Raw genomic sequence first — 17,688 nt, 5'->3', positions numbered from 1 at the left:
CAGGCTGGATCGTTCATCGCGTTAACGGTGTGCCGGCAAAGATATTCGGGCGGCAAGGCACTTCGCGGGCGGAAAGAAGCACGCAGGCAGCCGCCGCATCGGCGGCATTGGCAAAGGGGCCAATGAGCAGCCGCACCTCATCCTTCCTCCCGCCGCTTGCGGCCGGGGCAGGCCTGACGCGCGGCTCGAGGGTTCCTTCAAGAAGCGCCAGATGCTCCTTGATTGCCGAAAGCGTTTTCCGGGCGGCGTCCTCGGACGGATATAGCCCCAGATCGACGGCAAAATCAGTGCGCGAAAGCGCTTCGCCCGCGGTTTTTCCCGCCGGGGGAGCGATGGAAATGACGGCCTTCCTGTCTTCGCCGGACGCGGGCGGAGTTCCTTCATCCGGGATCGAGCCGACCGTGGCAGGTTCGCCCGCCTTCGGAAGTGCGACAATTCGCACCGGCGTGGCCGGGTCTACACCGGCGGAGGGCGCTTCGATCTCCGGGGCGGGCCGTCTGTCGCCGAGAATTTGAAGCTCCGGCGCGGGCAGCGTTTCCACGTGCGGTTCGGGCTTTTCCGGGGCGGCCGTAGCATGGGGAACCGTCGAAGGCGTCGTCTCGCGTGTCTCGTCTGGCTGCTGCTTGTCGTGTTCGCCGCCTTCGATCGTGGCAAGCCGGCGCGAGAGTTCGTCGTTTTGACGTTCCAGAACGGAGAGATTGCGGCGCAGCCCGGCGATTTCCTTTCGCAGCGTCTCGATCTCCGAGTGCATGCGGGAGGCCGATTGCTGGGCCACAAGCCCGCCTCGGGAGGGATACACGGCGAATTCGACCGTTTCACCGTCGGCTGCGATCGTGCCCGTTGTCGTGACATCGCCCGTTATCGGCGGCAGCGGTGCGCTGGCGTAAAAACCGTTGGCGGGCCGGTCCGTGGTCGAGAATATGTATGAGCCTGCCGCGACGGCGGCAAACAACACCGCGCCGGCCCCCCAGACGAAGGCCCACGCGACATCCACCCGTTTGCCGGATTGGAGCTTGTCGGAGGATCGGTTGGACGGCACTTTCACATCAAGGGCTTTCGGGATCGAATCTTGTGGGCACGTCTATGAGGAAACGACGATTATGGTTAACAAGCGTTAAAGGTTCCGCAGAAACACCGTTTCGTGTACGGCTGAAATGGGGCGATGGCCGCGTTCATCCACCGATCGCCCACATGGCAGCCTGCCTGTCACGAAACGAAACAGGGTTTGATTGTCCTTCTAGAACCTAGTTCGGGTATGGAAGCTTTTGACGGCGCTAGAGATTTCATTTCCTGAAAGGTGAGTTGCATGTGCGGAATTGTCGGTATCCTGGGAAGCGAGGGCGTTGCCGATAAACTGGTGGACGCGCTCAAGCGGCTGGAATATCGCGGTTATGATTCTGCCGGGGTAGCGACGATCGTCGACGGCAAGATCCTGCGCCGCCGGGCGGAAGGTAAACTCAGAAACCTGGAGCTGGCTCTGGAGCGCGAACCGCTCGCAGGTGCGATCGGCATCGGTCACACCCGCTGGGCAACCCATGGTGCACCGACCGAGCGCAATGCCCACCCCCATGCGACCGATCAGGTCGCCGTCGTCCACAACGGCATAATCGAGAACTTTCTCGACCTTCGCGAGCTGGTGAAGAGTGGCGGCGCGGAGCTTGAAACGGATACGGACACGGAAGTCGTCGCCCATCTCATCACCCAAGCTCTGCAGGCGGGCAAGACCCCCAGGGACGCGGTTGCGGATACGCTGCATCGCCTGAAGGGGGCATTCTCCTTCGCCATCATCTTCAAGGGCGAGGAAGACCTTATGATCGGCGCGCGCCGGGGTTCGCCGCTTGCAGTCGGCCATGGCGACGGCGCGATGTACCTTGGCTCGGATGCCATTGCGCTCGCACCCTTTACCGACCGCGTCACCTATCTCGAAGACGGCGACTGGGTTGTCCTTACGCGCACGAGCTTCGAAATCTTCGACGAGAGCAACCTTCCCGTAACGCGGCCCGAACATACGAGCGCGGCGACCGCCGTTCAGGTCGACAAGGGCAATTACCGCCACTTCATGCAGAAGGAAATCTACGAGCAGCCCGAGGTCATCGGCCATACGCTGTCGCGCTATCTGAACTTAAACAAACTTTGCACGACCTTGCCGAAGGGAACGTCCGTGGATTTCGCCGCTCTCGACCGGCTGGTGATTTCCGCCTGCGGCACGGCGTTTTATGCGGGCCTTATCGGCAAATACTGGTTTGAGAAATACGCCCGCATTCCGGTGGACATCGATATCGCGTCCGAGTTCCGCTACCGGGAGATGCCGGTCAAGGCGGGCGATCTTGCGCTGTTCATCTCGCAGTCGGGCGAAACGGCGGACACGCTGGCCTCGCTGCGTTATTGCAAGCAGCAGGGCATGCGCATCGGCGCGGTGGTCAATGTGCCTGAATCGACGATCGCCCGTGAGGCCGATGTCGTGTTCCCAACCGTTGCGGGCGCTGAAATCGGCGTTGCCTCCACCAAGGCCTTCACCTGCCAGCTTAGCGTTCTTGCTTCTCTTGCAATTCACGCCGGACGCGCGCGTGGGGTTTTGAGCGCCGAGCGCGAGGCGGAACTCGTTCGCATGCTGGGGGAGGTGCCCGCCTATGCGGTCAAGGCGCTGAAGGTGGAAAAGGACCTTGAGAAGCTGTCCCAGCCGCTATCGAAATCGAACCACGCGCTTTACCTCGGTCGCGGCACGAACTTCCCGCTCGCCATGGAAGGCGCTCTCAAGCTGAAGGAAATCTCATACATTCACGCGGAAGGTTATGCCGCTGGCGAGTTGAAGCACGGGCCGATCGCGCTGATCGACGAATCGATGCCTGTCATCGTCGTCGCGCCGCATGATGAGATTTTCGAAAAAACGGTCTCCAACGTGCAGGAGGTGGCGGCGCGCGGCGGCCGCGTTATCCTGATCACCGATGCGCGCGGCGCGGCGGAGGCCGGGATAAACGCCTGGAAGACGATCGTGATGCCGGACGTGCCGGAGATCGCCGCACCTATCATCCATGCGATTCCCGTTCAGCTTCTTGCCTATCACACAGCTGTGTTCATGGGCACCGATGTAGATCAACCTCGAAATCTTGCGAAGTCCGTTACCGTTGAATAACGTTCCGCTCCGACAGTTGCACGTATTGCGCGCATGAGCGGAAGGGATATTCGATGACGCTGGAAGTCTGGCTTGGTTATGTCGCGACGGTATTGGTGTTGATGTCGACGCCCGGACCGAGCCAGATATTGATGCTGTCGAATTCCATGTCGAACGGTTTCGGCAGGTCCATTGCGACCGCTGCCGGCGATCTGACGGCGAATGTCCTTCAGATGCTGGCGGCGGGCCTTGGGCTTGCTGTGCTGATCACCTCTTCGGAAACCGTGTTTCTCGCGGTGAAGTGGGGTGGCGTCGCCTATCTCGTCTATATGGGGGTGACGAAACTCAGAATGGCGAGGGCGAAGGTCGGCATCGCCGGAACGAGGCCGAGCAAGAGCCTGAAGAAGCTGTGGCTCGACGGCTTCGTCACCTCTGCGACGAACCCGAAAGCGGTGATCTTTTTCGCCTCCCTTTTTCCGCTCTTCATCGACGCGAACCAGCCGGTGGCACCGCAGCTTTTGATCCTCGGCGCGACCTATGTGGCGATGGACGGGATGTTCCTCGCTTTTTACGGCAAGTCGGCGGAATGGGTCGCTCGAAAGGTTTCGCAGTCCGGATATGGGCTTGTGGAGCGCATCTCCGGTTCGGCAATGATAGGCGCCGCGGTTCTTCTCGGCCTGAAGGATGTCAGGTAAAGGCTTCTTGTTCTCAAGGGTGTGATGGCCTGCTTGCGACGTATGCTGCGCAGGCAAGGAAGAACAGCGCCACGCCGACCGCGAGCGGAAGTTCGGGCGAGGCGGTGTAGAGGAACAGAAGAAAGCCCGTTCCCATTCCGATAAATGCGGTCAGCTTGGCGCGCGGGGTAATGACGCCGTGGTCGCGCCAGGCGCGCACGGTCGGGCCGATACGCGGATGTTCCATGATCCGCCGCTCCAGCTCCGGCGAGGAACGGGCGAAGCAGGACGCGGCAAGGATGAAGAAGATCGTCGTCGGCAACAGCGGCACCACCATCCCGACAAGGCCTATCGCGACGAAAAGCGCGCCGAGCGACTTGAACAATGGCCTTTGCAGCATGAAGCCTCGCTGGGCGGAAAAGGTTGCCGGAACCTTCACACACCCTGTCTTGGGGGATTGTGCAAACTTTCAGCATCGCGTGGATACCATCCTCGCGATTTCTACACTATCTATAGGGTCGGGTATCGGGGGAGTATATTGCGGGATAGGCGGCAAAACCGCGGCCTTACGTCGCCGGAGCATGCATGACGGATAAAAAGAACCCGGGCGGTCAGGATGATCAGGCGCACGCCAGGCTGCCGAAGCACACCGGGATGACACGACTTCGCAATTATTTCCTGACCGGCCTTGTCATCGCGGGGCCGATCGGGATTACGCTCTATCTCACCTGGTCGCTGATCCAGTGGATCGACGGCTGGGTTAAGCCCTTCCTCCCGCTGCGTTATAACCCGGATACCTATCTGCCGTTTCCCGTTCCCGGTTTCGGGCTTATCGTCGCCTTCTTCGCGCTGACGATTGTCGGCTTCCTGACGGCGAACATCGCCGGAAGGACGTTGGTGTCCTATGGCGAATCCCTGCTTGGGCGCATGCCGCTGGTGCGCAACCTTTACGGCGGTCTCAAGCAGATTTTCGAAACGGTGCTGGCGGAGCGTTCCAATACCTTCAAGAAAGCAGCCCTTGTCGAATATCCGCGAAAGGGCCTGTGGGCGATCGTATTCATCGCCACGGACACGAAGGGGGAAGTGTCGCACAAGCTGGCGCCGTCCGCCGACACGATTTCCGTCTTCCTGCCGACGACACCGAACCCCACGTCCGGCTTCCTTCTGTTCGTGCCGAAGGAAGATGTCATCGAACTCGACATGAGCGTCGAGGAAGCGGCGAAGCTCGTGATTTCCGCCGGCCTCGTGAACCCGGAATATCCGAAGAAGCTGCCGGTCAAGAAGCCAGGCAAGAAGAGCGAGCAGCCGCCCCCGGTGCTTGAGCCTGTCGAATAGGCATATCACCCCGCCCGCAGAAGCCTCACGGCCTCGTCGCGCGAGAAGAGATAGAGCAGCAGCCGCAACGCTTCGCCGCGGGGGGATTTCAGTTCGGGGTCGGTTTCCAGGATAAGGCGTGCGTCATCCCGCGCGATCTCCATAAGGTCTCCGTGCACCTCCACATTCGCGATTCTGAAACCGGGCGTGCCGGATTGGCGCGTGCCGAGGATTTCACCTTCGCCGCGCAACCGCAGGTCTTCCTCGGCAATGCGGAAGCCGTCATCGGTTTCGCGCATGATGGCAAGGCGGGCTGTAGCCGTTTCGCCGAGCGGGCCCTTGTAAAGGAGCAGGCAGGTCGAAGGCTTCGACCCGCGCCCGACACGCCCGCGCAGCTGATGAAGCTGCGACAGACCGAAGCGTTCTGCATGTTCGATCACGATGATCGTTGCGTCCGGCACGTCGACGCCGACCTCGATAACGGTGGTGGCGACGAGGACTTTCGCCTCGCCGGCCTTGAAGGCCGTCATCGCGGCCTCCTTTTCCTCCGCGCTCTGGCGGCCGTGGACAAGGGCGACCACCGGTCCAAGCGCGCGCTGCAGGTCGCCGAAACGTTCTTCGGCAGCCGCGAGATCCGATTTCTCCGATTCCTCGACGAGCGGGCAGACCCAGTAGACTTTCTGGCCTTGCGCGATCGCGGCCTTGAGGCGGGCGACCACTTCTCCAATCCGCTCCAGCGAGACGGTCACCGTCTTGATCGGCTGGCGTCCAGCGGGTTTTTCGGTCAGGCGGGACACGTCCATGTCGCCGAAGAAGGTGAGCACCAGCGTGCGCGGGATGGGCGTTGCCGTCATGACAAGGACATCGACGCCCTGTCCCTTCGCCGAAAGCGCAAGGCGCTGGTGAACGCCGAAGCGGTGCTGCTCGTCGATCACGGCCAGTCCGAGATCCTTGAACGCGACGTCGCCCTGAAAGATCGCATGCGTGCCGACCACAAGGTCGATTTCGCCGGATTCAAGCTGCTCGCGAACCTCGCGGCGGTGTTTCGCGCTGTCGCGCCCGGTCATCACGGCGGCGCGAATGCCGGCGGCCTCGCAGAGCGGCGCAATGGATGCCAGATGCTGTCGGGCGAGGATTTCCGTCGGCGCCATGATCGCGGCCTGCGCGCCGCTTTCGATAACTGCACATGCCGCCAACAGCGCGACGATCGTCTTTCCCGAGCCGACATCGCCTTGCAGCATTCTGAGCATGCGCGTCGGCTCGCCAAGATCGGCCTCGATCTCGGCCACCGCTTCGCGTTGGCCGTTCGTCAGGTCGTAGGGCAGGGCCTGAAGCACCTTGCGTTTCAGATCACCGGTTGCCGCGCGCGCCACGCCGCCTGCCTTTCGCAATGACCGGCGTATCAACGCGAGGGCAAGCTGGTTCGCCAGATATTCGTCGTACGCAAGCCTTCGAATCGAATCTGAATCGAGCGAAAACTCTTCTTCTCCAGATGGCTCATGGCAGTACTTCAGGGCGTCCATGAAGTCGGGCCAGTTGTGCCGTGCCTTGAACGCCGGGTCCAGCCATTCTGGCAGATCGGGTACATGGCGCAGGGCATCGAGGATGGCCTTGTGCAACATCTTGCCGGAAAGCCCGGCCGTCAGCGCATAGACGGGCTCGATCATGGGGAGTTGATCGGCCTTGTCCGCCGGCACCATATGGTCTGGGTGCACCATCTGCGGGCGGCCGTTGAACCATTCGACCTTGCCGGAAACCAGGAAATTGCCGCCGGCCGGTAGTGTCTTTTCCAGCCAGTCGCGCCGCGCATGAAAAAACACGAGCGCGATCTCGCCCGTCTCGTCATGGGCGAAAATACGGTAGGGCGTCTTGCTGTGCCGGGGCGGGGCGTCGTGCCGGTCGATGCGCACATCCAGCGTCACGATCGCGCCTTCGGGCGCGAATGCGATGCCGGGCCGCTTCCTGCGGTCGATCATGGCGTGCGGCAGGTGGAACAGAAGGTCTGCTACCGTCGCCTCCCGCTCGGCGGATGTGCCGAGAAGGTTGCCAAGCAACTTCACTGTCTTCGGTCCCACGCCCTGCAGCGAGGAGACGGCGGCGAAAAATGGATCGAGCTTCGGTGGGCGCATGGCCATTTAGTGCCATTCGGACGGCCAGGAGGCAATCTTCTTCCCATGCGGCGCTGACATCGCCGGGCGGGCAAGCTATAAACCCGCGAACGAATGTGGACGCGGGCGGCGAATATGCCGCCGGCGACTTGCCTGTTTTGTAATTTCGCCACTGCAAGGGGCTGAAATGACCGCAGAAAACCCGAATACCGCTGTGGAAGGTCCGCTGGATCCACGCCGCAAGCGCATCTTGTTTCGCAGCACGCATCGCGGCATTCGCGAGATGGATATCCTTCTCGGCGGTTTCATAAGGCAGCATGTGGCGAGCCTCGAGGACGACGAACTCGATGAAGTCGAAGCGATGCTCGATATCCCGGACCAGGAACTTTACGCCTGGATGACAGGCCGCACGCAAGTGCCTGCCAAGTGGGATACGGCGCTTTTCAGGCGCATCCTGGAATTCCGGAAACAACAGGTCGCCGGCTGAATTTTCTCTGCTTTTCACGGAGTTGACTGAAGGTGTTCGAAGCTTTCCTGCGTGACGGCGGCAATGCCGTCCTGACGGGCATCCCGGACGGGGCGGATGTCTATGCTCTCGCCCGCATCCTGCGCGAACAGGGCAAGAGCGGCCTTGCGCTGGTTTTCGTTGCGCAGGATGCACAGCACATGCAGATGGCGGCGGACGCTTTCGCCTTCTTCGCGCCCGAGGCAGGCCTGCTTCAGCTGCCTGCGTGGGACTGCCTGCCATATGACCGCGTGTCGCCTAACGCAGGCGTGGTGGCACAGCGCCTTGCCGTTTTGGGTCAGCTTGCTCGCGGGGTGGAGGATGAGCGCCCGGTCGTGCTGCTGACGACGGCAAATGCCGCGCTCCAGCGTCTGCCGTCGCGCGAGTTCTCGAAGGCGCAGAGCTGGCGCGCACTACCCGGAAATCGGGTCGATCTGTCAGAGCTGGTAGGCTGGCTGGAAGTCAATGGATTCCTGCGTTCCTCCACGGTGCGTGAGACCGGCGAATATGCTGTTCGCGGCGGTATCGTCGATCTCTTTTCACCGGGAAGCGAGGAGCCGGTGCGCCTCGACTTCTTTGGCGACACGCTTGAATCTATCCGTGCCTTCGATCCGGAAACCCAGCGTACCACGCGCCAGATGAAGGCGATCGAGCTTGTCGCGATGAGCGAGGTCGTGCTGTCCGAAGAAGCGGTGTCCAGGTTCCGGAAGGGTTATGTCAGCCGCTTCGGCGCTAGCGACCGCGACGACATCCTCTACCAGTCGATCAGCGAGGGGCGCCGCTACGCGGGCATGGAGCATTGGCTGCCGCTCTTTCACGAAAAGCTCGAGACATTGTTCGACTATACAGGCGACACGCCCGTCGTGCTCGACGGAGCGATCGACGATGTGGTTCGCGAACGGCTGGATCAGATCGAGGAGCATTACACCGCCCGCCTTGAGGCCATGGAGGGCGGCAAGGCGGCGGGTGCGGTGCCCTACAAGCCGATTGAGCCGCGCGAGCTTTATCTTGGCAAGAACGAATGGGCGCAGAATCTCGCTGACCATGCGACGGCGCGGCTTTCAGCCTTTGCCGTGCCGCCGGGCCAGGGGCAGCAGGTTATCGAGTTCGACGGCCGGCAGGGCCGCTCGTTCGCGGCTGAGCGTGCGGCGGGTGACGTCAATATCTTCGACGCGCTGACGGATCATGTCGGCAGGCTCACGAAAGACGAAAAGCGGGTCGTCATCGCCTGCTGGAGCGAAGGTTCGCGGGAACGTCTTGCCCAGGTCATGGGCGATCACGGGCTGGACCGCGTTGCGCCCGTGGAGACGGAAGCCAAGGCGCGTGAGCTGCCGACGGGCATGACAGGCCTTGCCGTGCTTGGCATCGAGCATGGGTTCGAGATCGGCGATCTCGCCGTTATCGGCGAGCAGGACATCCTGGGCGACCGTCTTGTGCGCCAGCGCAAGCGCAAGGCCAAGGGCGCGAATGTCCTGACCGAGGCGACGAGCCTTTCCGAAGGCGATCTCGTCGTCCACGTCGAACACGGCATCGGCCGCTTCCTGGGCCTGCGCACGATCGAGGCGGCGGGTGCGCCGCATGACTGTCTCGAGCTTCAATACGCGCTTAGCGCAAAGCTGTTCCTGCCTGTCGAGAACATCGAGCTTTTGACGCGCTACGGCTCGGAGGATGTCGACGTTCAGCTCGACAAGCTCGGCGGCGGTGCCTGGCAGGCGCGCAAGGCGCGCATGAAGAAGCGCATCCTGGAGATCGCGGACGGGCTGATCAAGACGGCTGCCGAGCGTGCGCTCAAGCATGCGCCTGTCGTCTCCACGCCCGATGGCGTCTATGACGAATTCGCCGCCCGTTTCCCCTATGAGGAAACGGACGACCAGCTGACCGCGATCGATTCCATCTTCGAGGATCTTTCCGCCGGCCGGCCGATGGACCGGCTCGTGTGCGGCGATGTCGGCTTCGGCAAGACGGAGGTTGCGCTCAGGGCCGCCTTCGTTACGGCCATGACCGGACGCCAGGTCGCTGTCGTCGTGCCGACGACGCTTCTGGCGCGCCAGCACTACCGTACCTTCAGCGAGCGTTTTCAGGGCTTGCCGATCAATGTCGCGCAGGCTTCGCGCCTCGTCTCCGCCAAGGCGCTGTCGGAGGCCAAGAAGGGGATTGCCGACGGTTCGCTCGACATCGTCATCGGCACGCATGCGCTGCTTGGAAAGTCGATCAAGTTCCGCGACCTTGGCCTACTCATCATCGACGAGGAGCAGCACTTCGGCGTGAAGCACAAGGAGCGGCTGAAGGAGCTGAAGGCCGATGTCCACGTGCTGACGCTTTCGGCGACGCCGATCCCGCGTACGCTGCAGCTTGCGCTTACCGGCGTACGCGAATTGTCGCTGATCGCCACTCCGCCGGTGGACAGGCTCGCGGTGCGCACCTTCGTTTCGCCGTTCGATCCGCTGGTGGTGCGAGAAGCGCTTCTGCGCGAGCGTTATCGCGGCGGGCAAAGCTTCTACGTCTGCCCCCGCGTTGCCGATATCGCTGATACGAAGGCCTTCCTCGATGAAATGGTGCCGGAGGTGAAGGTCGCGGTTGCCCACGGGCAGATGCCACCGGGCGAACTGGACGACGTCATGAACGCCTTCTACGAGGGCAAGTTCGACGTGCTTCTTTCCACCACGATCGTGGAATCGGGGCTGGATGTGCCGACGGCAAATACGCTCATCGTCCACCGCGCGGATATGTTCGGCCTTGCCCAGCTCTACCAGCTTCGCGGACGCGTCGGCCGCTCGAAGACGCGCGCCTACGCGCTCTTCACTGTGCCCGCCAACAAGACGCTGACGGCCACGGCGGAGCGCCGCCTCAAGGTGCTTCAGTCGCTCGACAGTCTCGGCGCCGGATTCCAGCTTGCAAGCCATGACCTCGACATCCGTGGTTCCGGAAACCTTCTTGGCGAGGAACAGTCGGGCCATATCAAGGAGGTCGGCTTCGAGCTTTACCAGCAGATGCTGGAAGAGGCGGTCGCCCAGCTCAAGTCGGGCGGCGAGGATGTTGGCGAGGAGCAGTGGTCGCCGCAGATCACGGTCGGCACGCCGGTGTTGATCCCGGAAGACTATGTGCCCGACCTGCAATTGCGCCTGCAGCTTTACCGCCGCCTTGCCGATCTTTCCGACCCGCAGGATATCGATGCTTTCGGCGCGGAGATGATAGACCGTTTCGGCCCGCTGCCCGAAGAGGTCGAGCATCTCTTGAAGATCGTCTTCATCAAGGGGCTCTGCCGCCAGGCGAATGTGGAAAAGATCGACGCCGGTCCGAAGGGCGCCGTCATCCAGTTCCGCAACAACGAATTCCCCAATCCGGCGGGCCTCGTCGCCTATATCTCCGAGCAGGGTTCGCTTGCGCGCATTCGCCCCGACCAGAAGGTCGTGCTCTCGCGTGATTGGGAAACGCCCGAAAGCCGCCTGAAGGGAACCGCGGCGATCCTCATGAAGCTTTCCAAGCTCGCGGAAGCCGAGACGAAGGCGGCCTAAAGCGGTCTGCCGGCTGCTGTCATGAAGCGTGGCGGCGAAGCGCGTCCGCGTTCTTCGCCGCCTTGCGCTTCATCGCATCGCGGTCGATCGTCGTCGGGCAACCCGCTTCGTCGAACGGTTGCTTGAAGTTGAAGGCAAAAGCCGTCGGCCCGTTGTCGTGCAGGAATTCGTGCCTCCTGATCGCATCGGCCCAGGAGGGCGTATGCCCGCCGTCCACCCACCACAGCGCATAGGGCGGCCACGCAGGCTTGATGAACCACTCGCGCCCGTGCCTCATCGCCTCGGCATGAATGCCCGAGTAGGCAAAGGCCATGATCGAGGGGAGGTCTTCCCAGAGGGACAGCGTGGATGGCGCCCATCCGTCGCCATGCTCGATATAAAAACGAGGATAGACCTGCTCGCCCCACGGTTTCGGGCCGGGCTCGTCGTCGTAGCCTGAGCGGGCGAGAAATCCCTCGGCCATCTCGACGGCCGCGAAATTCGGATCGTTACGGTCGTGGAAACCCTGGTTGGAAGGGTGTTCCGATGGCTTGATGAAATTGCCGAAGGTATAAACGGCCAGACGCCGCGCGGTCATCGTTCGACGGTCATTGGTTTTTCCAAAAGTTCCAATTCACAAGGTTGACATTGTATTCGGTGGCAGGTGGGACCGTAAGCGCTCCACCTTTCAATTTTACGCAATATCGAAACCATCCATTAAGCCTGTTCGGGCAAAGTCACATCATCACCTTGAGCATCGCAGCCTCAAGGCTACTGGCCCTGATTGTATCTGTGTAAGGGACCCGTTCGTGCCGTTCAAAGCGACCCGCCACCGCAAGAAGTCGATCTGGCAACGTCTCGTCATTCCGACGATTGCCATAACCATCGTCACCTATTTCGGTTTTCACGCGATCAACGGCGAGTTCGGCCTCGTCGGGCGAGCGCGGATAGAGCACCAGATTCAGAAGCTTGAAGCGGAGCTTGCCGTCGTGCGGGAAGAGCGCGAGGAGCTTCAGCACCGCGTTGCGCTCCTGCGGCCGGAAAGCCTGGACCCCGACATGATCGACGAACGTGCGCGCAGAACGCTCAACCTCGTTCACCCTCAGGAACTCGCGATCCTGCGCCCGCGCCCATAGTATGTAACGAGTTAACTTGTTTCCGGTAGAATTGACATATTCAACCGAAAATGAGTTTATTTGAAATTCGTGAATTTACCCAATACGTTGATGCATAGCTGCTACCCGTCAAATTGGTCTTTTGTTGACAGGCGACCTCAAGTACCGTCCGCTATCATATGTGAGGGAACGCCGCCCGAAACGGGCCTTTTGCGAGAAGAGGGACATGGCTGCCACAGCAAGGAAAACAACCGGCACGCGCTCCAAGAGCGCTGGTCGATCCCGCTCCAGCGCGTCGAAATCCAAAGCCGCGCCGTCAATCGCCGATTTCTCGAAAGAGGAGGAGCTTGAAGCCTACCGCGAAATGCTGCTGATCCGCCGTTTCGAGGAAAAGGCCGGCCAGCTTTACGGCATGGGCCTGATCGGCGGTTTCTGCCATCTCTACATCGGTCAGGAAGCTGTCGTCATCGGCATGCAGCTTGCCAAGAAGGACGGTGACCAGATGATCACCGGCTACCGCGACCACGGGCACATGCTTGCCATGGGGCTTGATCCAAAGGGCGTCATGGCAGAGCTGACCGGCCGTCGCGGCGGGTTGTCCAAGGGCAAGGGCGGCTCCATGCACATGTTCTCCAAGGAAAAGGACTTCTACGGCGGACACGGCATCGTCGGTGCGCAGGTTTCGCTCGGCACCGGGCTCGCCTTCGCAAATCGCTATCGCGAGGACGGGCGCGTCTCGATGACCTTCTTCGGCGACGGCGCGACGAACCAGGGCCAGGTCTACGAAAGCTTCAACATGGCCCAGCTCTGGAAGCTTCCGGTCGTCTTCGTGATCGAGAACAACAAATACGGCATGGGCACCAGCGTCGAGCGTGCTTCGGCCACGACCGACCTTTCGCACCGCGGCGCGTCCTTCGGCATTCCTGGCGAGCAGGTCGACGGCATGGACGTTCGCGCCGTGAAAGCGGCGAGCGAGAAGGCGCTCGAGCACTGCCGTTCGGGCAAGGGCCCCTACATTCTCGAAATGATCACATATCGCTATCGCGGGCATTCCATGTCCGACCCCGCGAAGTACCGCTCGAAGGACGAGGTGCAGAAGATGCGCACCGAGCGCGACCCGATCGAGCAGGTGCGAAACCGCCTTATCGAAAAGAAATGGGCGAGCGAGGACGAGCTCAAGGAGATCGACAAGAAGGTGAGGGAGGTCGTCAACGAAGCGGCCGAATTCGCCCAGAACGATCCTGAGCCGGATCCGTCCGAGCTTTACACCGACATTCTTCTTTGAGGCGGAGATACGACGATGCCGATTGAAATTCTGATGCCGGCTCTTTCTCCGACCATGGAGGAAGGCAAACTGGCCAAATGGGTGAAATCCGAGGGTGATTCGGTGACCGCGGGCGATGTGATCGCGGAAATCGAGACAGACAAGGCGACCATGGAAGTGGAAGCCGTCGATGAGGGCACGCTCGGCAAGATCCTCGTTGCCGAGGGTACTGACAACGTCAAGGTCAATACGCCGATCGCCATGCTTCTGGCCGACGGCGAGGATGCTTCGGCCCTCGAGGGTGCGGCGGCGAAAGCCGAGGCTCCGGCTGCTCCTGAGCCCACTGAGGCGCCTGCGCCGAGCGCAGCACCCGCGCCTGCTGCTCCGGTCGCGTCGAAACCTGCCGCGGATCCGGATATCCCGGCGGGAACCAGTATGGTCTCCACCACCGTGCGCGAGGCGCTTCGCGACGCGATGGCGGAGGAGATGCGCCGCGATGAGAATGTGTACCTGATGGGCGAGGAAGTCGCCGAATATCAGGGCGCATACAAGATCAGCCAGGGTCTGCTTGAGGAATTCGGCCCGAAACGCGTGGTCGATACGCCGATCACGGAACACGGCTTTACCGGCCTCGCCGTCGGCGCCGCCATGGCGGGGCTGCGCCCGATCGTGGAGTTCATGACCTTCAACTTCGCCATGCAGGCGATCGACCAGATCATCAATTCCGCGGCCAAGACGCTGTACATGTCGGGCGGCCAGATGGGCGCGCCGATGGTCTTCCGAGGGGCGAATGGCGCCGCCGCGCGCGTCGGTGCGCAGCACAGCCAGGATTATGCCGCGTGGTACGCCCATGTGCCGGGTCTCAAGGTCGTGCAGCCCTATTCGGCGGCGGATGCGAAGGGCCTGCTCAAGGCCGCGATCCGCGATCCGAACCCGGTCATTTTCCTGGAAAACGAAATTCTCTACGGCCATTCCTTCGAAGTGCCGGATATGGAGGATTTCGTCCTGCCGATCGGCAAGGCAAAGATCGAGCGCGAAGGCTCCGACGTGACGATCGTCTCCTGGGGCATCGGCATGACTTATGCCGTGAAAGCCGCCGACGAACTGGCCGGAATGGGCATTTCCGCGGAGATCGTCAACATGCGCTCCATCCGACCGCTCGATATCGACACGGTCATTGAATCGGTGAAGAAGACGGGCCGCCTCGTTACTGTAGAAGAGGCTTTCCCGGTCTGCTCGGTATCGTCGGAAATCGGCTTCCAGGTTCAGGAGCGCGCTTTCGACTGGCTCGACGCGCCGGTCCTCAGGGTTACCGGCAAGGACGTTCCGATGCCTTATGCCGCGAACCTCGAAAAGCTCGCGCTGCCGAATGTCGGTGAAGTCATCGACGCGGTCAAAGCCGTTACCTACACGTCCTGAGGCCGGAGGAAGCCATGCCGATCAATATTCTGATGCCGGCCCTCTCGCCGACGATGGAAGAGGGCAATCTGGCCAAGTGGCTCGTCAAGGAGGGCGACCAGATCGCCCCCGGCGACGTCATCGCCGAAATCGAGACCGACAAGGCAACCATGGAAGTGGAAGCCGTCGAGGAAGGTACCGTCGGCAAGATCGTCGTTGCCGAAGGCACTTCGGGCGTGAAGGTCAACGAGGTGATCGCCCTTCTTCTGGAAGAAGGCGAGGATGCCTCCGCGCTTGAAGGGGCGGGAAGTGCATCTGCTCCCAAGGCAGATGGTTCGTCTTCAGGCAATGGCGCCGACCAGGCGCGCGAGGCTCCGCCTGCACCCGCGGCATCTCCGGCTGTCGAGGTCGGCGCTCCCGCCGCCGCCGCTCCGGCACCTGCGCCCGTCACGGCTTCGGGCGACAGGGTGTTTTCGTCTCCGCTCGCGCGGCGGCTTGCTCAGCAGAACGGGCTCGATCTCAAGGCGATAAACGGCACCGGCCCGCACGGGCGTATCGTCAAGCGGGATATCGAGGCCGCTCTTCAGGCCGGCACCGGCAAGGCCGCCCCGGCTGCGGCACCCGCCGCCGAAGCGCCGAAAGCGGCAGTTGCCGCCGGCCCGTCGGATGAGCAAATCCTCAAGCTCTTCGAGGAAGGCTCCTACGAACTCGTGCCGCATGACGGCATGCGCAAGACGATTGCCCGCCGCCTGACGGAATCCAAGCAGTCCGTTCCGCATTTCTACCTCTCGGTGGATTGCCAGCTCGACGCGCTGTTGAAGCTTCGTTCGCAGCTCAACGCTTCCGCACCGACGGACAAGGACGGAAAGCCCGCCTACAAGCTTTCGGTCAACGACATGGTGATCAAGGCCCAGGCGCTTGCGTTGAAGGCGGTTCCGGCGGCGAATGCCTCCTGGACGGACGGCGGAATGCTACTTCACAAACATGCCGATGTCGGGGTGGCGGTTGCGATCGACGGCGGGCTGATCACGCCGATCATTCGCCGGGCGGAAGAAAAGACGCTTTCCGTCATTTCCACCGAGATGAAGGATCTGGCGTCGCGTGCGCGCGAGCGCAAGTTGAAGCCCGAGGAATATCAGGGCGGCACGACGGCGGTTTCCAACCTCGGCATGTTCGGCATCAAGGACTTCAGCGCGGTCATCAACCCGCCGCACGCCACCATTCTGGCGGTTGGCGCTGGTGAGCAGCGCGCGGTCGTGAAGGACGGTGCGCTGGCGATCGCCACAGTTATGACCGTGACCTTGTCGACGGATCACCGCGCGGTGGACGGCGCTCTTGGGGCCGAGCTCATGCAGGCCTTCAAGGGTTTCATCGAAAATCCGATGTCGATGCTCGTCTGAGGCCGGAGCGATGCCGGCCACGGCCGAAACGAGGGAAACGAAAACGGGTTGCGGCGGATGTTTCCCGCCGCGATCCCTCATTCGTTCAGCGTTTGCCACCCGCCATCTTGGCGGCTTCCGGCACGTGTCTCAAACGTGCCATCGCCGCTATTCCGAAGATCGGCCCGAATACGAGCGGCAGGAACGCCCATTGCCAGCCGACGAGATCAACCCATGCCGGCAGGCCCTGCACGGTTATGACCGTGATGGCAAAGCCGATTGCGGTCTGCATGGTCAGGATCGTGCCTTGGGTGCCCGGCTCGCTCATCTCCGCAATTCCGGTGGAAAACTGCGCGGAATCGGCGATGACCGAAACGCCCCAGACAAGCGACAGCAGGATGATCAGCCCCGGTGCCGCGCCGAACAGCGGGCCGGCGGCAACGCAGCAGAAGCCGCTGATCGCAAGGGCTATGATAGTAAGCCGCGTCCTGCCGATCCGGTCCGCCAGATAGCCGCCGCCGAAGGCGCCGAGCGCGCCGGAGCCGATCGCCAGGAATGCGACAAGGCGGGCGTTCGATTGCGCATCCGCCATGCCGGTCGTGGCGAAACTGGCCGCGATATAGCTGCCGAGCCACGCCCAGACGGCGTAAAGCTCCCACATGTGGCCGAAATAGCCGAAATTCGCGAGGCGGAGCGGGCGGCTTTTAAGGGCGCTCAGCGCGACATGCGGGTTGAAACGTCCTGCGTTCTTGAAGCCCGGGCCGATTCCGACGCCAAGCACCAGCAAGGCGCCGATGGCTGCGGCGGTGGACGCCGTCGTCATCACGACGCGCCAGTTGAGGTCGCCGGCGAAAGCGAAGAAATGCGGCAGGGCGGAGCCGACGGTCAGCGCGCCGACGAGCGTGCCGACGAGAAATCCCGCGTCGTTCTTCGCCCAGCTTACGGAAAGCTTCATGGCGACGGGGTAGACGCCTGCCATGATCGCGCCGGTCACAAGCCGGAGGATGATCGAAACGGTCGAGCCCGGCTCTACGAAAAGGAATGCCGCATTGGCGGCGGCACCCGTCAGGGCTGCGGCGCAATAAAGCAGCCTCGGGTCGAGCCTGTCGGGCAGGCCGAGGATCGCGCTGACGAGGCTTCCCGCGACGAAGCCGATCTGTACGGCGGTCGTCAGCAACGCTGCGCGCGTCGGGCCGATGCCGAATTCGGCGATAAGCGCCGGCGTGACGACGGATGCCGCGAACCACAGCGAAAGCACTGCGACGCAGGAAATCGCCAGAAGCGCGATGCTGAGCGGTTTGGATTTCATGGGATCGGCTTTGTCC

At 62.1% G+C, this 17,688-nt stretch carries 14 protein-coding genes; 9 read left to right on the top strand and 5 right to left on the bottom strand.

Going from position 1 to position 17,688, the window contains the following annotated elements; genetic code table 11:
* Positions 1 to 13 precede the first annotated feature (13 nt).
* Positions 14 to 1,045: a hypothetical protein gene (locus GR183_RS18845; protein ID WP_160777228.1), complete on the bottom strand. Its 1,032-nt coding sequence runs from the start codon at positions 1,043 to 1,045 to the stop codon at positions 14 to 16.
* 261 nt (positions 1,046 to 1,306) lie between these two features.
* Between GR183_RS18845 and glmS the strand changes: the two genes are divergently transcribed.
* Positions 1,307 to 3,133, top strand: a complete 1,827-nt coding sequence (gene glmS, locus GR183_RS18840; protein WP_160777227.1) for a glutamine--fructose-6-phosphate transaminase (isomerizing) — start codon at positions 1,307 to 1,309, stop codon at positions 3,131 to 3,133.
* A gap of 53 nt (positions 3,134 to 3,186) precedes the next feature.
* Positions 3,187 to 3,807: a LysE family translocator gene (locus GR183_RS18835; protein ID WP_160777226.1), complete on the top strand. Its 621-nt coding sequence runs from the start codon at positions 3,187 to 3,189 to the stop codon at positions 3,805 to 3,807.
* A gap of 13 nt (positions 3,808 to 3,820) precedes the next feature.
* On the opposite strand, the gene GR183_RS18830 is transcribed toward GR183_RS18835, so the two are convergent.
* Complete coding sequence (locus GR183_RS18830) at positions 3,821 to 4,186, bottom strand: YbaN family protein (protein ID WP_160777225.1); 366 nt, start codon at positions 4,184 to 4,186, stop codon at positions 3,821 to 3,823.
* A 254-nt stretch (positions 4,187 to 4,440) separates the two neighbouring features.
* Between GR183_RS18830 and GR183_RS18825 the strand changes: the two genes are divergently transcribed.
* On the top strand, positions 4,441 to 5,121 hold the full coding sequence (locus GR183_RS18825; RefSeq protein WP_160777482.1) for a DUF502 domain-containing protein: 681 nt from the start codon (positions 4,441 to 4,443) through the stop codon (positions 5,119 to 5,121).
* Positions 5,122 to 5,126: 5 nt separating this feature from the next.
* On the opposite strand, the gene recG is transcribed toward GR183_RS18825, so the two are convergent.
* Positions 5,127 to 7,229, bottom strand: a complete 2,103-nt coding sequence (gene recG / locus GR183_RS18820) for an ATP-dependent DNA helicase RecG (protein ID WP_160777481.1) — start codon at positions 7,227 to 7,229, stop codon at positions 5,127 to 5,129.
* A gap of 166 nt (positions 7,230 to 7,395) precedes the next feature.
* On the opposite strand from recG, the gene GR183_RS18815 reads away from it, so the two are divergent.
* On the top strand, positions 7,396 to 7,695 hold the full coding sequence (locus tag GR183_RS18815) for an FAD assembly factor SdhE (protein ID WP_160777224.1): 300 nt from the start codon (positions 7,396 to 7,398) through the stop codon (positions 7,693 to 7,695).
* Positions 7,696 to 7,727: 32 nt separating this feature from the next.
* Positions 7,728 to 11,228, top strand: coding sequence for a transcription-repair coupling factor (gene mfd, locus GR183_RS18810; protein WP_160777223.1), 3,501 nt, complete (start codon positions 7,728 to 7,730; stop codon positions 11,226 to 11,228).
* Between the two features lie 19 nt (positions 11,229 to 11,247).
* On the opposite strand, the gene GR183_RS18805 is transcribed toward mfd, so the two are convergent.
* Complete coding sequence (locus tag GR183_RS18805; protein ID WP_160777222.1) at positions 11,248 to 11,805, bottom strand: DUF3291 domain-containing protein; 558 nt, start codon at positions 11,803 to 11,805, stop codon at positions 11,248 to 11,250.
* A 211-nt stretch (positions 11,806 to 12,016) separates the two neighbouring features.
* Between GR183_RS18805 and GR183_RS22290 the strand changes: the two genes are divergently transcribed.
* The 4 genes from GR183_RS22290 (at position 12,017) to GR183_RS18785 (ending at position 16,384) form a co-directional block, all read left to right on the top strand.
* Complete coding sequence (locus tag GR183_RS22290) at positions 12,017 to 12,343, top strand: FtsB family cell division protein (protein ID WP_208999916.1); 327 nt, start codon at positions 12,017 to 12,019, stop codon at positions 12,341 to 12,343.
* Between the two features lie 205 nt (positions 12,344 to 12,548).
* On the top strand, positions 12,549 to 13,607 hold the full coding sequence (pdhA, locus tag GR183_RS18795; protein WP_160777221.1) for a pyruvate dehydrogenase (acetyl-transferring) E1 component subunit alpha: 1,059 nt from the start codon (positions 12,549 to 12,551) through the stop codon (positions 13,605 to 13,607).
* Between the two features lie 15 nt (positions 13,608 to 13,622).
* Complete coding sequence (locus GR183_RS18790; RefSeq protein WP_160777220.1) at positions 13,623 to 15,005, top strand: pyruvate dehydrogenase complex E1 component subunit beta; 1,383 nt, start codon at positions 13,623 to 13,625, stop codon at positions 15,003 to 15,005.
* 14 nt (positions 15,006 to 15,019) lie between these two features.
* Positions 15,020 to 16,384, top strand: coding sequence for a pyruvate dehydrogenase complex dihydrolipoamide acetyltransferase (locus GR183_RS18785; RefSeq protein ID WP_160777219.1), 1,365 nt, complete (start codon positions 15,020 to 15,022; stop codon positions 16,382 to 16,384).
* 85 nt (positions 16,385 to 16,469) lie between these two features.
* On the opposite strand, the gene GR183_RS18780 is transcribed toward GR183_RS18785, so the two are convergent.
* A complete protein-coding gene (locus GR183_RS18780) occupies positions 16,470 to 17,672 on the bottom strand; it encodes an MFS transporter (protein ID WP_160777218.1) in 1,203 nt (400 codons plus the stop codon).
* Between the last annotated feature and the right edge of the window lie 16 nt (positions 17,673 to 17,688).

The organism is Stappia sediminis, assembly GCF_009826895.1.
GTDB classification, from domain to species: domain Bacteria; phylum Pseudomonadota; class Alphaproteobacteria; order Rhizobiales; family Stappiaceae; genus Hongsoonwoonella; species Hongsoonwoonella sediminis.
The sequence above is the reverse complement of the archived record's forward strand: the minus strand, read 5'-3'. Positions and strand labels throughout refer to the sequence as shown.